The organism is Rhizobium sp. AG207R (genome assembly GCF_027109195.1).
GTDB classification, from domain to species: Bacteria; Pseudomonadota; Alphaproteobacteria; order Rhizobiales; family Rhizobiaceae; genus Rhizobium; species Rhizobium dioscoreae.
Genome location: NZ_JAEPVT010000004.1, coordinates 98,882 through 115,742, shown reverse-complemented (window position 1 = coordinate 115,742; position 16,861 = coordinate 98,882). Strand labels below are relative to the sequence as shown.

Here is a 16,861-nt window from a genome sequence, read left to right as displayed (position 1 = left end):
AAACCTTTTGCCGCGGGGGTAATCATGAAGGTTCGAGGGGACTCAAGCCAACATCAGGTGCGTATTTGCCGGGCTGCCCGGTCGTGTTTAGACCAAACCGATCCCCAGGGCAGTGTTCCAGTTTTGCGCTCGCGGTAAAATAGAAATGCATAATACAACCAGGAGTTTAAAATGAACATCAAGAGCCTTCTTCTCGGCTCCGCTGCCGCTCTGGCGGCAGTATCCGGTGCCCACGCAGCAGACGCGATCGTCGCCGCCGAGCCGGAGCCGCTGGAATACGTTCGCATCTGCGACGCATACGGTGCTGGCTACTTCTTCATTCCGGGCACGGAAACCTGCCTCAAGATCGGCGGCCGCGTCCGTACCGAAGGCGAATGGTACGATGCCTACAACCCGAACAGCAAGAACGGTACGCTCTGGCATACCCGCGCCGAGCTGAGCGTCGATACCGCGACCGACACCGAATACGGCCCGCTGAAGACCAACACGGTCATCCGTTGGGACTGGAACGACGGCAACTCGACCTCCACCAAGCTGCTGTTCGCCAACATCAGCCTCGGCGGTTTCCTGGTCGGTAAGGCCGATTCGCAGTATAACTACTACATCGGCTATGCCGGCGACGTCATCAACGACGACGTGATCTATGACGGCCCGTATGAACTCAACCAGTTGACCTACACCTACGATGCCGGCAATGGCTTCACGGCTGTCGTCTCGGTTGAAGACTCGAACTCCAGCGGCTCCGACGCCTCCTACGGCTCAAGCTGGTGGTCTGACGACAAGGGCAACCACTACGCTCCTGACGTCGTTGCCGGTGCCGGCTTCAAGTCTGGCGCATGGGGCTTCAAGGTCGTCGGCGGTTATGACTCCATCGTCGAAGAAGGCGCCATCAAGGCTCGCGTCGACGCTGACTTCGGTACCTTCTCGGCCTTCTTGATGGGCGGCTGGAACACGGACGGCGACAAGCTGAACAAGTACGCCGGCACCAACCTCGATCGTTCGGCTTGCCCTGTTAACGATGAATCGAAGTGCGGCTGGGGTGACTGGGCTGTTTGGGGCGGCGTTGGCGTTCCGATCAACGAAAAGCTGAAGTGGAACCTCCAGCTCGCCTACACCGACTCGAAGATCTTCGCCGCGACCACGAACGTCAAGTGGAACCCGGTCAAGAACCTGCTCATCGAGCCGGAAGTCTCCTACACCAACTTCGATTCTGTGAACCAGGATCAGTGGGCTGGTATCCTGCGCTTCGAGCGTAGCTTCTAATATTGAATTACCCGGCTTAGCGCCGGGTATGAGAAGCCTGACGTTCCAATCCGTCAGGCTTCTTCCATCGATCGGTTGACCTCCGATCAAAGCAAAGGATCTGGCTTTCCCTCCGGATCCTTTTTTATTTCCAGCTTTTGGCAACCGGTTCAGCGCCCAGCAGAAGCTTAAGGCCGTTATCGTTGGTTCTCTTCACTTCAGAAGGGAAAACCGCTGTCTGCTTTTTCCGATATCGTCACATCGCGGTAATTGCCAGTTCCTGCGTCTGTGCCAGCGGGAACCAGGTCTTTAGCACCATCCTTATGAACATCTGTCCACACGGGACCAGTTCGAAACTGCCCCGGTCGAGCGTCCATTCGGTGATCAGGCCGCCGATGACCGCTGTCAGAGCGGAAGCGGCCGTATCCGGCGTCCACGGAGCCGGAAGCTTCGTCTTTTCATCCATCAGGGTGAAAATGCGTTCGAAATTTTCATGCATGTCATGCCGGAACGAGCTCGCCCGGCTTGTCGTCCCGTCGCAAAATGCCATGTCGAGATGCATCATCACCTTCAACATGCTGCGCTTGCGCGGATCACCGTGAACGTCGTCGAATATCGCAGCTATCGTATCGGCAATCAGGTCGAGTGGATTGGGCGGCAGCTCCTTGGACATTCGCTCCGCCAATTCCTGAAACGGCTGCTGGGCCTCGTCGCGAATCGCGAACATCAACCCCTGCTTGTTCTTGAAATGCCAGTGTACTGCCCCCCGCGTGACACCGGCGGCTGCGGCTATCTCTTCCAGGCTGACATTCTCGTAGCCTTTGTCGAGGAACAAAGCCTTTGCAGACTGCAAAATCTCGCTCCTCGTTTCCGCCGCCTCCTCCTTAGTTCGCCTCATTCACCTCTCCACAGAAACCGATGTTCAAGCTGTGCCCCTCTTCTTGATATTCTTTATCCATCAATGCCGCTCAGTGCTGGAGCCCATATACCAGCAATGCTCAACAGAGTGGCGGAATTTATATATTCCCTAAAAATCGAGGAAGGAAATCGCAACAGGATGTTTTCGTCAAGCGTCTATAAGCCACGCGCAAGTTTCCTTGTGCAATTTCCCCGCGTTGGGAAGTGAAAATCGAAATGTGCAGATGCCGATATAGCCATGATGGCGACATACATATTGCTGGGGTGATCCCGGGTACGCCTGCTCTGGAAAAGATGCATCGGTCAAGTTGGGGCGCAAGATGCGTTTGATCGGCGGCGTTCGCAAGTCCATCCGCACATATCGATTGTGTTCAAGTCGCGTACGCATAAGCCATCTGAGTTCCTCTCAACGCTCGTATCTGGAGGCCCCCAATGACGAGCATCTACTCGATCTCATCGAGCAATTATTATCAATACCAGACCTCGCGCTCGACAGCGTCGACGGCTGACGATTCTATCGCATCCCTGCTGTCCGACAGCTCCTCCGGTAATTCGTCGGGCAGTTCTTCCGGCACGAATTCCTCTTCGTCTTCGGACGATCAGTCTCAGATCGCTTCGGCAGAACAGCTCGTCGCGCAGCTGATGAACATGATTCTCAATCTGCAGGCCGGCATCGGCAGCGATAATTCGACATCGGACTCCGACAGCAACTCCACCAGTTCGACGTCAAGTACTCAGCAGACTTCCGCAACCGGTAGCCAGGATGGCAGCCAAAGCGACATGATCAGCGCTATGGACACCAATGGCGACGGCAATATCAGCGAAGCGGAATTCGTGGCCGCACGCCCGTCGGAGGTCAGCGAAACCCAGGCGCAACAATTGTTCCAGAGCTTCGACACCGACAATACAGGTTCTCTCACCGAGGCGCAGCTCGCAAAAGCCATGCAGGCAGGCCATCACGGCCGTCCCGCACCGGGCGACGGGCAGATGAGCGAGGACGATCTCTCCACTGCATTTTCCTCCATGGACACGGACGGCGACGGTAGCGTCAGCGAATCCGAATTCGTGGCCGCCCGTCCTTCCGATGTAAGCGAGGACCAGGCAGCATCGCTGTTCAAGAGCCTCGACACGTCCGGCGCCGGATCCTTGACGCAGAGCCAGTTCGAGCAGGCCATGAAGGCGCAGCAACCGCAGATGCCGGATTTCGGAAGCTTCTACGCGAACAATGAACAGGATCTGACGACGAGCGACTTATTGACGCTCTGATCGAGCCTGAACTTTCGCATTTCATCATGCGAAGTGCCGGCAAGCCCCGGGCAGGGAAGGTTGAAACTCCCGCCTCCGGGCGAGCCGGCTCTTTGTTTTTGCCTGATATTTTACCCGATAGATGCCTTTTGGGCTCGAAAAGAAAATTCGAAAACCTTCGACATGAAAGCGACGGAATTCGGCAAGTGCGGCGTTCAATCCTTGTGAGCCTGTGTTTGATGTCGAAGGATGATACGCTGACCGAGATGCTGCGATCTAAGTGGCGCCGCTTGCCGAAGTTGACGGCGAGGCGGGATTTGCCGGCCGAGAGTCCCGAGGCCCCGGTGTCATGGCGGTATCGCAGGAAATTGGAGCGGTAGCGATTGTCGATGAAGTGGGATCGCGCGCCCAAGAGTGGCGACCCAGATGAGGACCTGCTCGGTCGCATCGCTGCGGGCGATGTTCCGGCGATGCGCATGATGATAACACGGCAGTTGCCGCGCATCGTTGCCGTGGCAACCCGCATGCTCGGTGATGCGACCGAGGCAGAGGATGTAGCGCAGGAAACATTCCTGCGCGTCTGGCGCAATGCGGGCGGCTGGCGCCAGGGCAATGCCCGCTTCAGCACCTGGGTGCACCGCGTAGCGACCAACCTTTGTTATGATCGCCTGCGGCGTCGCAAAGACGTTCTTGCCGAGCATCCACCCGATGTCGAGTATGAAGGGCCGGCGCCGGATGCGGGCTTGATGAGCGAGGACGATCCGTCCAGGCGCGTGGAACGGGCCATGCAGATGATCGCGCCCAGGCAGCGCGAAGCGATCATTCTGGTTTACTATCAGGCGCTGTCGAATGCCGAGGCAGCTGAGATCATGGACGTCAGCGTCGACGCACTGGAAAGCCTGCTTGCGCGTGGACGGCGCTCCTTGCAGGCGCTTTTGTTGAAGGATGAGGGCGATGGTTGAGAATATCGCGGGTCCGATGAATGCCGATCGCTTTGAAGCGCTGACCGCGGCGTATGGCGGCGATATCGGCCGATGGCCGCAGGCTGAGCGGGCGGCCGCTCGGGATTTTGCCAAGAGCCCCGCCGCCGCCGAAACGCTTGCGCGCGCGGCCGATCTGGATGCGTTGCTCGACACCTACGTCGTCAAGCCTCGCCATGCCGGCCTTGAAGAGCGAATTCTCGCAAAGCTCGTTCGCCGCCTGACGATAAGAAACTGGTTTCGCTTCGGCTCGGCCGGCATCGGCCTCGTGGGTGTCGGCATAGCCGGCGCGCTTGCCGGCAGCATCGCCATCGCCGTCCTGGCCCCGAGCTTGACGTCCGATACCTCAGTCGTCTCCGACGGAACCGCGACCATGTTCGGCGATATAGGGCCGGACGCGGGTGCAGCACAGCAGGACAGCCAATGACGGAACGCAGCTTTCGAATAGTGGTCATTTTTCTTTTGGTACTGAATACGTTCCTGGTCGGAGCATTGGCCGGCGGTGGGCTGACCTGGATACGCAAGACGCAGGCGCGGGCCGGGATGATGCCGCTTGCCGGCGAGCAATTGCCTTCGGCGCAGAAGAAGGCTCTGCGCGCCGCGCTCAACGAAGCCCGCAAGGACGAACGTCAGATCATTCTCGAGGCACAACAGGCCAAGGTCGACGCCGCCTCCATTCTTGGGCAGCCGGCGTTGGATAAAGAGGCGCTCTCGGCCGCGCTGGCGAGGGCGCGCGATGCCGATATTGCCTTGAGGGCGAAGCTGGAGCAGCGTGCCGTCGATTTTGCGGCAGGGCTTTCCTACGACGAGCGTCGGGCGCTGGCGGAAAGCCTGGTCCGCCGCAGCATGCCTAAAGCCGCTGCCACAAAATGATCATACTTGCCGAGCGACGGATGGAAACCAGGCCTGCGTTAAAGAAGCAAGTTTGATGCAGGAGTTGGCATGGCCATGGCCCAGCAGTCCAATGATGTTTATGCCGCGCTCGCTCTTTCCCGCTTTGGGCTAGGAGCGGACCACAACGGCGCCACGTCGATCGCATCGGATCCGCGCGGCGCGTTGCTGGAAGAAATCACCGAGCGCTTCGTCCCGGTTCCGGTCGGGCCGCAGCTGCAATCGACGGCCGATCTTCTCGTTTCTCTCTACGCATTCCAGGAACAGCGCAAGGAGGCCAGACAGCAGGCCGCAGCCGCTGTCGCCGCCGTGCCGCAGGACAAGCAGATGCAAGGCCCGCAGCCGCCGCAGAAGCCGCCGCTACAGCCTTCCGGCGCCACGGCAGGGCAGCCGAACAATCAGGTCCAGCCAAGTAACCAGGCCATGGCGGCAGTCATCGGCAAGGCAGTCGAGAAGTTGGAAAAGCCCGCAATGCCCTACCTTCCGCAGCAGGTCCTGCTGGCCGAAGTGGATGCCCGCTTCAACGGCACGATCCGGCAGCCATTGATCGGCTTTGGCGAGCGGCTTGCCATGTTCTGGGCAAACCATTTCGCTGTCGCCGTGTCGAAGAGCGAGGAGGTGCATATGATTGCCGGCGCCTTCGAGCGCGAGGCGATCCGGCCGCATGTCTTCGGGCGCTTCGCCGACATGCTGCTCGCTGTCGAGACCCATCCGGCTATGCTCGGTTATCTCGACAACCAGCAATCGATCGGGCCGAACTCCAAGGCCAATGCCAACAAGAAACGTGGTCTCAATGAAAACCTTGCCCGGGAAACGCTGGAGCTCCACACGCTTGGTGTCAACGGCGGCTACACGCAGGCCGACGTGACGACGCTCGCCAAGATCATCACAGGCTGGACGGTGGCGCGCGCCGAGGGCAAGCTCGGGACACCCGGCACCTTCGTCTTCAATGCCGGTGCCCACGAGCCCGGCGATCAGACGCTGCTCGGTCTCACCTATGCCGATAATGGCGTGGGGCAGGGGCGGGAAGCGCTGCGCGATCTCGCCCGCCATCCGGCAACAGCGCAGCATATCGCCACCAAGCTTGTCCGGCATTTCGTCGCCGATACGCCACCACCAGGGCTTGTGCAAACCGTTGCGGCGACCTTTAGCAAGACGGATGGCGATCTTTCCGCCGTCTATCGGGCGCTCGTCGACTCCGAGGAAGCATGGAACCCGACCCTGTCGAAAGTTCGCTCGCCAATCGAATTCATGACCGCGCTCTTGCGGGCAAGCGGCGAGACGCCGAAGCCGAATGTCATCCTCGGCGCCTTGACCGCGATGGGGCAGCCCTTCTGGGCGCCGGCCGGCCCCAACGGTTTTGCCGATACCGTCGATGTCTGGGCCTCCAGCGAGAGCCTCAGCATGCGCATGGATGTCGCCAATATGATCGCCAATGCGGTGCCGCCTCAGGTCGATCCTCGCAGTTTCGTGTCCGACAGCCTGGGGCCGCTTCTTTCGAATGAAACGTTGCAGGCGGTATCGCGCGCGGAAACCCGCAAGCAGGGCCTGATGATCGCTTATCTTTCCCCCGAATTTCAAAGGCGCTGACCATGACCTGCGAACTTATGACCCCCACCCGTCGTGCCGTACTTGGCGCCTCCGGCGCCTTGTTTGCCTGGGCCTTCATCCCGCGCTTCGCTCACGCCGCCGGCGGACGGGACCCGCGCTTCATCACCATCATCCTGCGCGGTGCGCTTGACGGTCTGACGGCTGTCCCACCCGTTGGCGATCCCGATTATCAGGCCCTGCGGCAGTCGATCGCCATGACGACGAGCGGCCCTGAGGCGGCTCTTCCGCTCGACAGCTTCTTTGCGCTGCATCCGTCGATGCCGAATTTCAATCGGCTCTATCTCGCGGGACAGGCGGCCGTCGTGCATGCCAGTGCGACGCCGTATCGCGACCGGTCGCATTTCGATGGTCAGGACGTGCTGGAGTCCGGTTACGAAATGCCCGGCCGTGTCGAATCCGGATGGCTGAACCGGATGCTCGAAGGACTGCCAAAGGGTGACAAGGTTTCACCGGGAGTTTCGGAGATCCGAGGTCTCTCGGTCGGAGCCAATGCACCGCTCGTTATTCGCGGCAAGGCGCCGGTACTCGGCTGGTCGCCATCAACCCTCCAGCCGGTGAGCGACGACCTGCCGCCGCGGCTGATGGATCTCTACAATCACACCGACCCGCTCTTTGCGAAAATCCTCGCTGAGGGCATTTCGACCGGCAAGATCGCCGCCGGCCTTGATGTCAAGGCGAAGGGAGGTCCCGGCGATCCCACCGGCATGGAACAGATGGCGAGAGGGGCCGCGCGCCTGCTGGCTCAAGACGATGGCCCGCGCGTCGCAGCGCTTGCCTTCGAAGGATGGGATACTCATGCCGGAGAGGTCGATCGGCTGAACAAGCTGCTCGTCGGGCTCGATAATTCGTTTGCCGCCTTCCAGCAGGAGCTTGGTCCGGCCTGGAAAGATACCGCCATTCTTGTTGCGACCGAATTCGGCCGCACCGCGCAGGTGAATGGCACCCAGGGCACCGACCACGGCACCGGAACGGCGGCCTTTCTCGCCGGCGGCGCGATCAAGGGCGGCCGCGTGATCGCCGACTGGCCCGGTCTTAAACAGGCGCAACTGCGCGACGGCCGTGACCTTGCCGCAACGACGGATCTGCGTGCTGTGGTCAAGGGGATCGCGGTCGATCTGCTTGGGGCGTCACCGACCCTGTTGACGCGCGATGTCTTTCCGGGCTCCGATCATGTCCTGCCCATGAAAGGGCTGATTGCCTGATTTGCGCTGGCGGCCTGGGTTAAGGGCCGCCGTCTTCCAATAGAATTACGTGAGAGCCGCATTGGGAGGAACGGCGCCGCTGCGCCTTTCGCGCGCTGCGGAGAGGATGGCAACCACGCAGGCCAGGGCAAGCGTGATCGCGCCAAGCACCGGCAAGCTGCGATAGCCATAGCCGCTCTCGAGCAGCGCCGCACCGACACTGGCTGCGATCGCAATGCCGATATTGAACCCTGACGGAATGAGCGAGGAGGCAAGGCCCGGCGCATCGGCGGTCCACATCAGGATGCGAGCCTGGATAGGGGTGCCGATTGCAAAATTGAGCGCGCCCCAAACGAAGATCGCCACGCTCATCGGTATGGGGTAGGGGCTGACCAGGTAGAGAATGACGAGTATCGCGGACTGGATGGCGAGCATCGCGATAAGCGAGGGCATCAGCTTCCAGTCCGACAGCCTGCCGCCGATCACAACACCCAATGTCGCTCCAACGCCATTGAGCAGGAGAACCCAGGGAATGAGCATGACATCGAGGCCCGTTACTTCGCTCAGGAGCGGCGTTATGTAGGTGAACGGCACCATCTGGCCGATCATCAATGCGAGCATCATGATAAGGGACGTCCAGACCTGCTGACGGCCGAGAACGCGCACTTCGCCGCTCAAATGGCCGGATTGCTGAGATTCTGCTTTCGTTTGCGGAATCAAGACCCATATCGCGACCAATGCGAGGACACCGACCAAGGTCATCGCCCAAAACGTCATCCGCCATCCCCAAAGCCCACCGATTGCCGCGCCCAGAGGAACGCCGACAATATTGGAGACCGTCAGGCCTGCGAGGATCACGGAGACTGCACGCCCTCGAAACGCTTGCGGCACGAGGCCGACTGCAACCACCATGGCGATGCCGAAATAGGCGCCGTGGGCGACGGCAGTCGCAACACGGAAGAAGAGCATGGCGGCGAAGTCAGGTGCAAGCGCGCAGGCGATCTGACCCAGGCAAAAGGCGATCGTCAGAGCAATCAGAATGGTTCGGCGCGAAATCTGTCGTGTCGCCATGGTCAGGAGCGGCCCGCCGAGGGCAATCCCCAGCGCATAGCCGGAAACCAGATAGCCGGCAAAGGGGATCGAGACATCAAGACCCTGTGCCACGTCCGGAAGGATGCCGGCAATGACAAACTCGGTCGTGCCGAAAGCAAACGCAGCCAGAAACAATGCGAAGAGGGGTAAGGGCACGTCCAGCTCCGATATAAAGGAATAAGGATTTCTTTATATTGCCATGGGGGATACATCAAGCACGAGTTATCGTCGGTGACATTCTTCACATAATGCCAGTTCTTTCGACGGGCTTTCAGCCGGAGAGACATGCACCAATTCGGGGTGCGATCGCTTGACAAGCGAAGAATGTTTGTGAAGTTTGACTGTTATGAGTGAGGTGGCTGATTGGTTATCTTATACAAGTCCGATCAGTCGGAAAAACGCTGCCGAGGCAGTGTTTGAGGATATTCGTTCGGCAATAACATCGGGACGGTTGGCGGTCGGGACACGGCTGCCCGCCGAGTCGCAGCTTGCGACGCGTTATGGTGTCAGCCGTCCGATCATCCGCGAAGCGCTCCGCTCGCTTCAGACGCTCGGCCTCACCCAGACGCGCACCGGCAGCGGCACCTACGTTCTGACCTCCACTCCCGGTCCGGAACTCCGCTATGGCGGTTATTCCGCCCGCGACCTGATCGAGGCGCGTCCGTTTATCGAAGTCCCGGCGGCAGGTTGGGCGGCGCTACGGCGCACGGAACAGCAGCTGGCGCGCCTGCTTGAACTTTGTGATGAGATGGACGGGGAAGAAGACCCATTGAAGTGGGTAACTCTGGACTCGGAATTCCATTCCATGATTGCCGAATCCTCCGGAAATGCCGTCTTTTCCAAGATCGTTTCCGACGCCCGCGACGCACTGATGCGCCAATCGGAGTTGGTCAACATGATGGCGCAGCGCCGCGTGGCGTCGAATGTCGAGCACCGCCGCATCGTCGAGGCGATTGCGGCGGCCTCGGAGGAGGAGGCCATCGAGGCGATGGAGGCCCATCTCGGTCAGGTCAAGCGCGTGGTGACCACGATCATCGGCGAGGGGCAACAGCCTCATTGAGAGCAATCGGCAGGTTGGCGAGCCGTTCCGGCCGTAGCGCCTCGAAAAGCTCTTCCGCGGTCAGATATCCATGATCCAGCACGATTTCCGGCACTGTGCGTCCTGTTGCCAGCGCCTCGCGAGCAACTTTGGTCGCCGCCTGGTAGCCGATCAAAGGATTGAGCGCTGTCGCAAGGCCAATCGATTCCTGCAGGCGTTGTGCCATCAGAGCCGGATTGGCCGTGATACCGTCAACGCAGCGTTCGGCTAGGATATGGCAGGCGGCGGTCAGATGCATGATGCTTTCCGATAGCGAGCGCACAATGATCGGCTCGAAGGCATTGAGCTGCAGTTGGCCCGCTTCCGCCGCCATGGTCACGGTAATGTCGTTGCCGATGACGGAGAACGCCACCTGGTTGACCATTTCCGGGATCACCGGATTGACCTTGCCGGGCATGATGCTCGAACCTGCCTGCATGGCAGGCAGCGTGATCTCGCCGATGCCGGCGCGAGGCCCGGAAGAGAGCAAGCGCAGGTCGTTGCAAGTCTTGGATAGCTTGACTGCGACGCGCTTCAGTACACCGGAGAGATGGACGAAGGCGCCAGGGTCCTGCGTTGCTTCGATGAGGTCGCTTGCGGTGACCAGCGGACGGCCCGTCAGCCGGGCGAGGTGGGAACAGGCAAGGGCGGCATAGCCGACAGGTGTATTGAGGCCGGTGCCGATGGCGGTGGCGCCGAGATTGACCTCATGCAAAAGGGCCGCCGATTCGATCAGGCGGGATCGATCTTCCCCGAGCATGACGGCAAAGGTCCTGAATTCCTGGCCGAGCGTCATCGGCACGGCATCCTGTAGCTGCGTGCGGCCGATCTTCAGAATGCCGTCGAATTCCTTGGCCTTGCGTTCGAAGGCCTCCTGCAGCGTCTCCATTGCCGCCGCCAGATTGTCGATCGCTTCGATCAGCGCGACATTGACGGCTGTCGGATAGGCGTCGTTGGTGGATTGGCTGAGATTGACGTGGTCGTTCGGATGAAGGTGAGCATAGTCGCCCTTGGCATGGCCGAGCAGTTCGAGCGCGCGGTTGGCGATGACCTCATTGGCGTTCATATTGGTGGAGGTGCCGGCGCCGCCTTGAATCACATCGACGACGAACTGGTCGTGAAGCTCGCCGGCGCGGATTTCGCGGCAGGTGCGCACGATGGCGTCGAGCCTTTCCTTGCTGAGCAAGCCAAGTTCGTGATTGGCAAGAGCCGCTGCTTCCTTGACGAAGGCCAGGCCTCGAATGAGATGTGCATAGCGGCTGATCGGCGTTCCCGTGACCTGGAAATTCTCGACGGCTCTTGCCGTATGTACCCCCCAATAAACCTCAGCCGGAATATCCTTTTCGCCCAGCAGGTCATACTCGCTTCGCGTCTTGACCACATTATCCTCCTATGGTCGAAATCAAGCTATATCTGTCAAGCTGTATGACAGATTTTGAAATCTGTTATCCGTTCGCTCCTGCCGCGTCAATAAGTGCTGCCCGGCTTGACCTGCGGACTTTTCTATGTCTAAGAGAAAATCTGTCATACAGCATTACAGCATGACCGGCGATCACTAGACTTGATCGGCGGCCAGATTAAGGCAGCGGCATCCGGTCGGGTGCGAAATCAGCACCCCGGATCCGCCCATGGACAAACGGCTCGAGGGAGGAGCAATGTCAGTCGAACCTATTCAGAATATTCCGGCGGATCGCCGGCCGCCGGTCAATGAGGATCTTGGCTACCACAAGGCGTTGAAGCCACGGCAGATCCAGATGATCGCGATCGGTGGCGCAATCGGCACCGGTCTCTTCCTCGGTGCGGGCGGACGCCTTGCCACAGCCGGGCCAGCGCTCATCTTCGTCTACGCGCTCTGCGGCTTCTTTGCCTTTTTGGTGCTGCGCGCGCTCGGCGAACTTATTATGCACCGCCCGAGCTCCGGCTCTTTCGTTTCCTATGCCCGCGAGTTCTATGGTGAGAAGATGGCCTTTGCCGTCGGCTGGATGTACTGGCTGAACTGGGCCATGACCTCGGTTGCCGATGTGACGGCCGTCGCCCTCTACATGAATTTCTTCAAGCATTACGTGCCCTGGCTTGCGGGCATCGATCAATGGGTCTTCGCGCTGATCGCGCTGATGGTCGTGCTGGCCATGAACCTCCTGTCGGTGAAGGTCTTCGGCGAACTCGAATTCTGGTTCAGTCTGGTGAAGGTTCTGGCGCTGGTCAGCTTCCTCGTCATCGGCATCTATTTCGTCGTTTCCGGCACGCCGATTGCCGGTCATTCGGCGGGCTTCAGTATCATCAGCGATAGCGGCGGTTTCTTCCCCAATGGCATCTTGCCCGCCTTCGTCATCATACAAGGCGTGGTCTTTGCCTATGCGTCGATCGAGCTGATCGGCACGACTGCGGGTGAAACAGAAGATCCGCGCAAGGTCATGCCTGGCGCGATCCGCACGGTGGTCGCCCGCCTGTTGGTCTTCTATGTCGGCTCGGTCCTGCTTCTGTCGCTGCTTCTGCCCTATACGGCCTACAAGGCAGGCGAGAGCCCGTTCGTCACCTTCTTCGGGACGATCGGTATTCAAGGTGCTGATATCATCATGAACCTCGTCGTGCTGACGGCCGTGCTGTCCTCACTCAATGCCGGCCTCTACTCCACCGGCCGCATCCTGCATTCGATGGCGGTTTCGGGCTCGGCACCGGCCGCGCTGGCCAAGATGAACAAGGCAGGCGTCCCCTATGGCGGCATTGCGGTGACGGCCGTCGTGACCGTCATCGGCGTGGCGCTGAACGCCGTCGTTCCGTCGGCCGCTTTCGAGATTGCCCTCAATATCTCGGCACTCGGCATCATCTCGGCCTGGGGCGTGATTGTGCTATGCCAGTTGAAGCTCTGGAAGCTCTCTAAGCGTGGCGAGATGGCTCGTCCGGATTTCCGCATGTTCGGCGCCCCTTATACCGGTATCCTGACGCTCGTCTTTCTCTTTGCGGTGTTGGTGCTGATGGCGCTCGACTATCCGGTCGGCACGTGGACGATCGCCTCGCTGATCCTGATCGCGCCGGCTCTCGTCATCGGCTGGTATCTGTTGCGTGACCGCATCTATCGGCTGGCAGCCGAGCGGGGCCAATCGTGACGGCTGGGCAAGTCAATCCGCTGGTGGCAGTCATTGCCACCGGCGGCACCATTGCGAGCGAGCGCACCGATAGCGGCGCCAGCATACCGTCGCTGACGGGAGAGAGCCTGTTGGCACTGCTCCCGGACATGCCTGTCGATCTCAGGCCCGTCGAGCTGATGGCAAAGGATTCGGCGAGCCTGACGCTCGCCGACATGCAGGGGATCAGCGACAAGGTCGGCGAATTGCTTGCAGATGATGCCATCAACGGTATCGTCATTTTGCATGGCACGGACGCGATGGAAGAGACGGCGCTGCTCGTCCATCTTCAGCACGGCCTGAATAAGCCCGTTGTGTTTACCGGTGCGCAATTTACCGCAGACCATCCCAAGGCCGACGGGCCGGCCAACCTTGCTGCTGCTGTTGCCGCAGCCGTCGATTCTGCAAACGCGAGGCGTGGCGTGCTCGTCTGTTTCGGTGGTCGGTTGTTGCCGGCTTGGGGGCTTTATAAGCATTCTTCGGATAGTGCTGATGCGTTCCGTCAATCGCGGCCGCTCGAAAATCCGCCAAGTCCGCGGCTTGCGGCGCCGCTCGATAATGTGCGGATTGATGTCGTCGCAATCTATCCTGGCTGTGACTCGGTGCATGTGGATGCAAGCCTGAGGGCAGACGCCCATGGCATCGTTCTGGCGGCTCTCGGTTCCGGCAATGCCAATCCGCGTCTGGTCGAGGCTGTCAGGCGCTGTGCCGATGTCAGCGTACCCGTCGTGGTTTCCAGCCGCGTACCGGAAGGCTTGCTCGTTTCAAGCTATGGCGGTGGCGGTGGCGGCCATGATCTTGCGGCGGCCGGTGCAATCCACTCCTCCACACTGCGACCGGGGCAGGCGAGAGTTTTGCTGGCAGCCCTGGTTGCCTCTGGAGCCACTGCGGACGTCGTCAAGCAGGCATTCTCTGATTTCGCAGACGTGAAGTCCTAAGCAAGGGCTTTCGCGGAAAAGTAATCTTGTGTCGTTGGATTCAGCGGGCTTGAAATCAGATCCGTTACGTTGCATATACATATGGATATGCAAGGAGGGAGGTTAGCATGCGCCATCTCCGAGATAACGAACCTAGTCCGCCACGAGAAGCCAAGCTGTTTCGTAACAACAAGAGTCAGGCCGTACGCATCCCGGCTGACTTCGAGCTTCCTGGCGATCGAGTGATGATTCACCGGGAAGGAGATCGGCTTATTATCGAGCCGGTGCGCCGCAAGAGCTTGCTTGACGTTTTGGCAAGTTTGGAGCCTCTCGGACCAGAGGATCAGTTTCCCGATATAGATGATACTCTGTTGCCAGCGAAGGAAATCGAGCTTTGAATAAGCTCTACATGCTGGATACCAATATCGTATCCGAACTTGCGCGAAACCCGCAGGGTACCGTTGCCAAGCGCATCGCAGATGTCGGGCCGAATGCAATTTGTGTCAGCATCGTTACAGCCGCAGAGTTGCGCTATGGCTGCGCTAAAAAGGGATCGCCGAAATTGCTGGCACAGATCGAGGCCATCCTGGGAAGCATACCGGTGCTCGCGCTCGATGTCCCTGCCGATGCCGAATACGGAGCCATTAGGGCCGAGCTGGAAGTTGCTGGCAAATCCATCGGCCCAAACGACCTGCTGATTGCTGCCCATGCTCGTGCGCTGGAGGCGGTCCTGGTAACAGCTAATATCGGCGAGTTTAAGCGCGTCCGCGATCTCCGTGTCGAAAACTGGCTGGATTGAGCGTCGGGCCGGCCGTTAATGACGGCGCGGCCCGAACATCGTTGTATCTATCTTCGTCAAGCCTGATGCGCAGCCTTGGCGACGACGACGGGGATCAAGAGGTCGCCCCAATTGCCGTTACCGCCATGGTGGCGGGCCGAGCGGACGAGCTCGACGGAAACGCCGGCTTCGACCGCATTCATGACCGCCTGGTTGAGGCGATGCAGTTCATTGGCCAGCATGCGGATGACCGCCTGCTGATCGGCATTCATGGTGAGAGATTGCTCCTCTGCTCTCTCGCGAACGCGTGCTATCGATGCCATGTCATTCTCCTCCTAAGATCCTGATATCACTCTGCTGCCGGTTTGAACTGGGCATGCTCCGTCGATCCGTGCATGGCGGTGGTGGACGACTGGCCGCCGGTGATTGCCAGCGAAACCGCATCGAAATAGCCGGTGCCGACTTCGCGTTGATGCTTGGTGGCGGTATAGCCATTGGCCTCGGCTGCAAATTCCGCCTGCTGTAGCTCCGAATAGGCGGCCATCTGGCGAGCCTTGTAGCCGCGGGCGAGCTCGAACATGCCGAAATTCAGCTGGTGGAAGCCGGCAAGCGTGATGAACTGGAACTTGTAGCCCATGGCGCCTAGTTCGCGCTGGAACTTGGCGATCGTCGCGTCATCCAGGTTCTTCTTCCAGTTGAAGGACGGCGAGCAATTGTAAGCGAGCAGCTTGCCGGGATGGATCCGATGCACGCCCTCGGCAAATTTACGCGCCTGCTCCAGATCCGGCTTCGACGTCTCGCACCAGATGAGATCGCAATGCGGCGCATAGGCGACAGCACGGGCGATGCAGGGTTCGATGCCGTTCCTGACCTGATAGAAGCCTTCGACCGTGCGGCCGGCGTCGTAGTCGACGAAGGGCTGATCGCGCTCATCGATGTCCGAGGTCAGAAGCTTGGCGGCCTCGGCGTCGGTACGCGCAACCACGAGGGTCGGCACGCCCATGACGTCGGCGGCAAGCCGTGCTGCGTTGAGATTGCGAATATGGGCCGCCGTCGGGATGAGGACCTTGCCGCCGAGATGGCCGCATTTCTTCTCCGATGCCAGCTGATCCTCGAAGTGGACGCCCGCAGCCCCCGCCTCGATATAGGCCTTCATGATCTCGAAGGCATTGAGGGGGCCACCGAAGCCCGCTTCGGCATCGGCAACGATCGGCGCAAACCACGTGTCGACGGAAAGCCCTTTGCCTTCCGCGGTCTCGATCTGGTCGGCCCTTTGCAGGGTGCGGTTGATGCGCTTGGCCAATTCCGGACCCGCATTGGCAGGATAGAGCGATTGGTCGGGGTACATGGCCGAAGCCGTGTTGGCGTCGGCGGCAACCTGCCATCCCGAGAGATAGATCGCCTTCAGGCCGGCGCGGACCATCTGCATGGCCTGATTGCCCGAGAGCGCGCCGAGCGCATTGACGAAATCCTCCTCGTGGATGAGCTGCCAGAGGCGGTTCGCACCCATCTCGGCCAGTGAATGACGGATGCTGACCGATCCGCGCAGCCGCTCCACATCCGCGGCCTTGTAGGGGCGCTCGATGCCATCGAAACGCCCAGTGGGTGCGCTGGGAACCAGTTTGTAAAAATCTGTCATGCTATTCTCCCGGTACTTCCTCTTGATCCTTCGATCGATCTCCGTTGCACGACTATTTTTACAATATCGATGCTGTAAGGGCGAGGAAAACTGGAAAATGCCGTTAGATAAAAGGGTTATGATGTGTTACTGTTGACATTAGTCTTCGGTAAAATTGTAAATCT

General features: G+C 59.8%; 17 protein-coding genes. 12 read left to right on the top strand and 5 right to left on the bottom strand.

Features of this window, described 5'->3' with window-relative positions; translation table 11 throughout:
* Positions 1–171 precede the first annotated feature (171 nt).
* Positions 172–1,263 (top strand): porin, encoded by a 1,092-nt coding sequence (locus JJQ51_RS10580; protein WP_069614542.1) that lies wholly within the window; start codon positions 172–174, stop codon positions 1,261–1,263.
* A 235-nt stretch (positions 1,264–1,498) separates the two neighbouring features.
* Here JJQ51_RS10580 and JJQ51_RS10575 read toward each other — a convergent pair whose 3' ends face one another.
* Positions 1,499–2,140 (bottom strand): TetR family transcriptional regulator, encoded by a 642-nt coding sequence (locus JJQ51_RS10575; protein ID WP_113333244.1) that lies wholly within the window; start codon positions 2,138–2,140, stop codon positions 1,499–1,501.
* A 452-nt stretch (positions 2,141–2,592) separates the two neighbouring features.
* Here JJQ51_RS10575 and JJQ51_RS10570 point away from each other — a divergent pair, with 452 nt between their 5' ends.
* The 6 genes from JJQ51_RS10570 (at position 2,593) to JJQ51_RS10545 (ending at position 8,089) form a co-directional block, all read left to right on the top strand.
* Entirely contained in the window at positions 2,593–3,426 is an 834-nt protein-coding gene (locus tag JJQ51_RS10570) for an EF-hand domain-containing protein (RefSeq protein WP_152095469.1), read from the top strand.
* A 368-nt stretch (positions 3,427–3,794) separates the two neighbouring features.
* On the top strand, positions 3,795–4,367 hold the full coding sequence (locus JJQ51_RS10565) for an RNA polymerase sigma factor (protein ID WP_113353653.1): 573 nt from the start codon (positions 3,795–3,797) through the stop codon (positions 4,365–4,367).
* Positions 4,360–4,812: a hypothetical protein gene (locus JJQ51_RS10560; protein WP_113333247.1), complete on the top strand. Its 453-nt coding sequence runs from the start codon at positions 4,360–4,362 to the stop codon at positions 4,810–4,812. The genes JJQ51_RS10565 and JJQ51_RS10560 overlap by 8 nt, the downstream gene beginning before the upstream one ends.
* Positions 4,809–5,258 (top strand): periplasmic heavy metal sensor, encoded by a 450-nt coding sequence (locus JJQ51_RS10555; RefSeq protein WP_113333248.1) that lies wholly within the window; start codon positions 4,809–4,811, stop codon positions 5,256–5,258. The genes JJQ51_RS10560 and JJQ51_RS10555 overlap by 4 nt, the downstream gene beginning before the upstream one ends.
* A 75-nt stretch (positions 5,259–5,333) precedes the next feature.
* Positions 5,334–6,866: a DUF1800 domain-containing protein gene (locus JJQ51_RS10550; protein WP_152095493.1), complete on the top strand. Its 1,533-nt coding sequence runs from the start codon at positions 5,334–5,336 to the stop codon at positions 6,864–6,866.
* 2 nt (positions 6,867–6,868) lie between these two features.
* Entirely contained in the window at positions 6,869–8,089 is a 1,221-nt protein-coding gene (locus JJQ51_RS10545) for a DUF1501 domain-containing protein (protein ID WP_113333250.1), read from the top strand.
* A gap of 45 nt (positions 8,090–8,134) precedes the next feature.
* Here JJQ51_RS10545 and JJQ51_RS10540 read toward each other — a convergent pair whose 3' ends face one another.
* Entirely contained in the window at positions 8,135–9,316 is a 1,182-nt protein-coding gene (locus JJQ51_RS10540) for an MFS transporter (protein ID WP_162748849.1), read from the bottom strand.
* Positions 9,317–9,506: 190 nt separating this feature from the next.
* Here JJQ51_RS10540 and JJQ51_RS10535 point away from each other — a divergent pair, with 190 nt between their 5' ends.
* Positions 9,507–10,220 carry a FadR/GntR family transcriptional regulator gene (locus JJQ51_RS10535; protein WP_113353656.1) on the top strand — a complete coding sequence of 238 codons (714 nt, stop codon included), beginning with the start codon at positions 9,507–9,509 and terminating at the stop codon, positions 10,218–10,220.
* On the opposite strand, the gene aspA is transcribed toward JJQ51_RS10535, so the two are convergent.
* Positions 10,192–11,619 (bottom strand): aspartate ammonia-lyase, encoded by a 1,428-nt coding sequence (gene aspA / locus JJQ51_RS10530; protein WP_113353657.1) that lies wholly within the window; start codon positions 11,617–11,619, stop codon positions 10,192–10,194. The genes JJQ51_RS10535 and aspA overlap by 29 nt on opposite strands.
* 274 nt (positions 11,620–11,893) lie before the next feature.
* Between aspA and JJQ51_RS10525 the strand changes: the two genes are divergently transcribed.
* The 4 genes from JJQ51_RS10525 (at position 11,894) to JJQ51_RS10510 (ending at position 15,079) form a co-directional block, all read left to right on the top strand.
* The gene (locus JJQ51_RS10525; RefSeq protein ID WP_113353658.1) at positions 11,894–13,345 is read left to right on the top strand and encodes an amino acid permease; all 1,452 of its coding nucleotides are present in this window, start codon (positions 11,894–11,896) and stop codon (positions 13,343–13,345) included.
* Positions 13,342–14,301: an asparaginase domain-containing protein gene (locus JJQ51_RS10520; RefSeq protein WP_113353659.1), complete on the top strand. Its 960-nt coding sequence runs from the start codon at positions 13,342–13,344 to the stop codon at positions 14,299–14,301. The genes JJQ51_RS10525 and JJQ51_RS10520 overlap by 4 nt, the downstream gene beginning before the upstream one ends.
* Before the next feature lie 107 nt (positions 14,302–14,408).
* Positions 14,409–14,678 (top strand): antitoxin, encoded by a 270-nt coding sequence (locus JJQ51_RS10515; protein ID WP_113353660.1) that lies wholly within the window; start codon positions 14,409–14,411, stop codon positions 14,676–14,678.
* Positions 14,675–15,079: a type II toxin-antitoxin system VapC family toxin gene (locus JJQ51_RS10510; protein ID WP_113353661.1), complete on the top strand. Its 405-nt coding sequence runs from the start codon at positions 14,675–14,677 to the stop codon at positions 15,077–15,079. The genes JJQ51_RS10515 and JJQ51_RS10510 overlap by 4 nt, the downstream gene beginning before the upstream one ends.
* 56 nt (positions 15,080–15,135) lie before the next feature.
* Here JJQ51_RS10510 and JJQ51_RS10505 read toward each other — a convergent pair whose 3' ends face one another.
* Together JJQ51_RS10505 and aceA are read right to left on the bottom strand one after the other, a co-directional pair.
* Positions 15,136–15,381 (bottom strand): SMc00767 family acetate metabolism repressor, encoded by a 246-nt coding sequence (locus JJQ51_RS10505; RefSeq protein WP_069614529.1) that lies wholly within the window; start codon positions 15,379–15,381, stop codon positions 15,136–15,138.
* 26 nt (positions 15,382–15,407) lie between these two features.
* On the bottom strand, positions 15,408–16,697 hold the full coding sequence (gene aceA, locus JJQ51_RS10500) for an isocitrate lyase (RefSeq protein ID WP_113353662.1): 1,290 nt from the start codon (positions 16,695–16,697) through the stop codon (positions 15,408–15,410).
* Between the last annotated feature and the right edge of the window lie 164 nt (positions 16,698–16,861).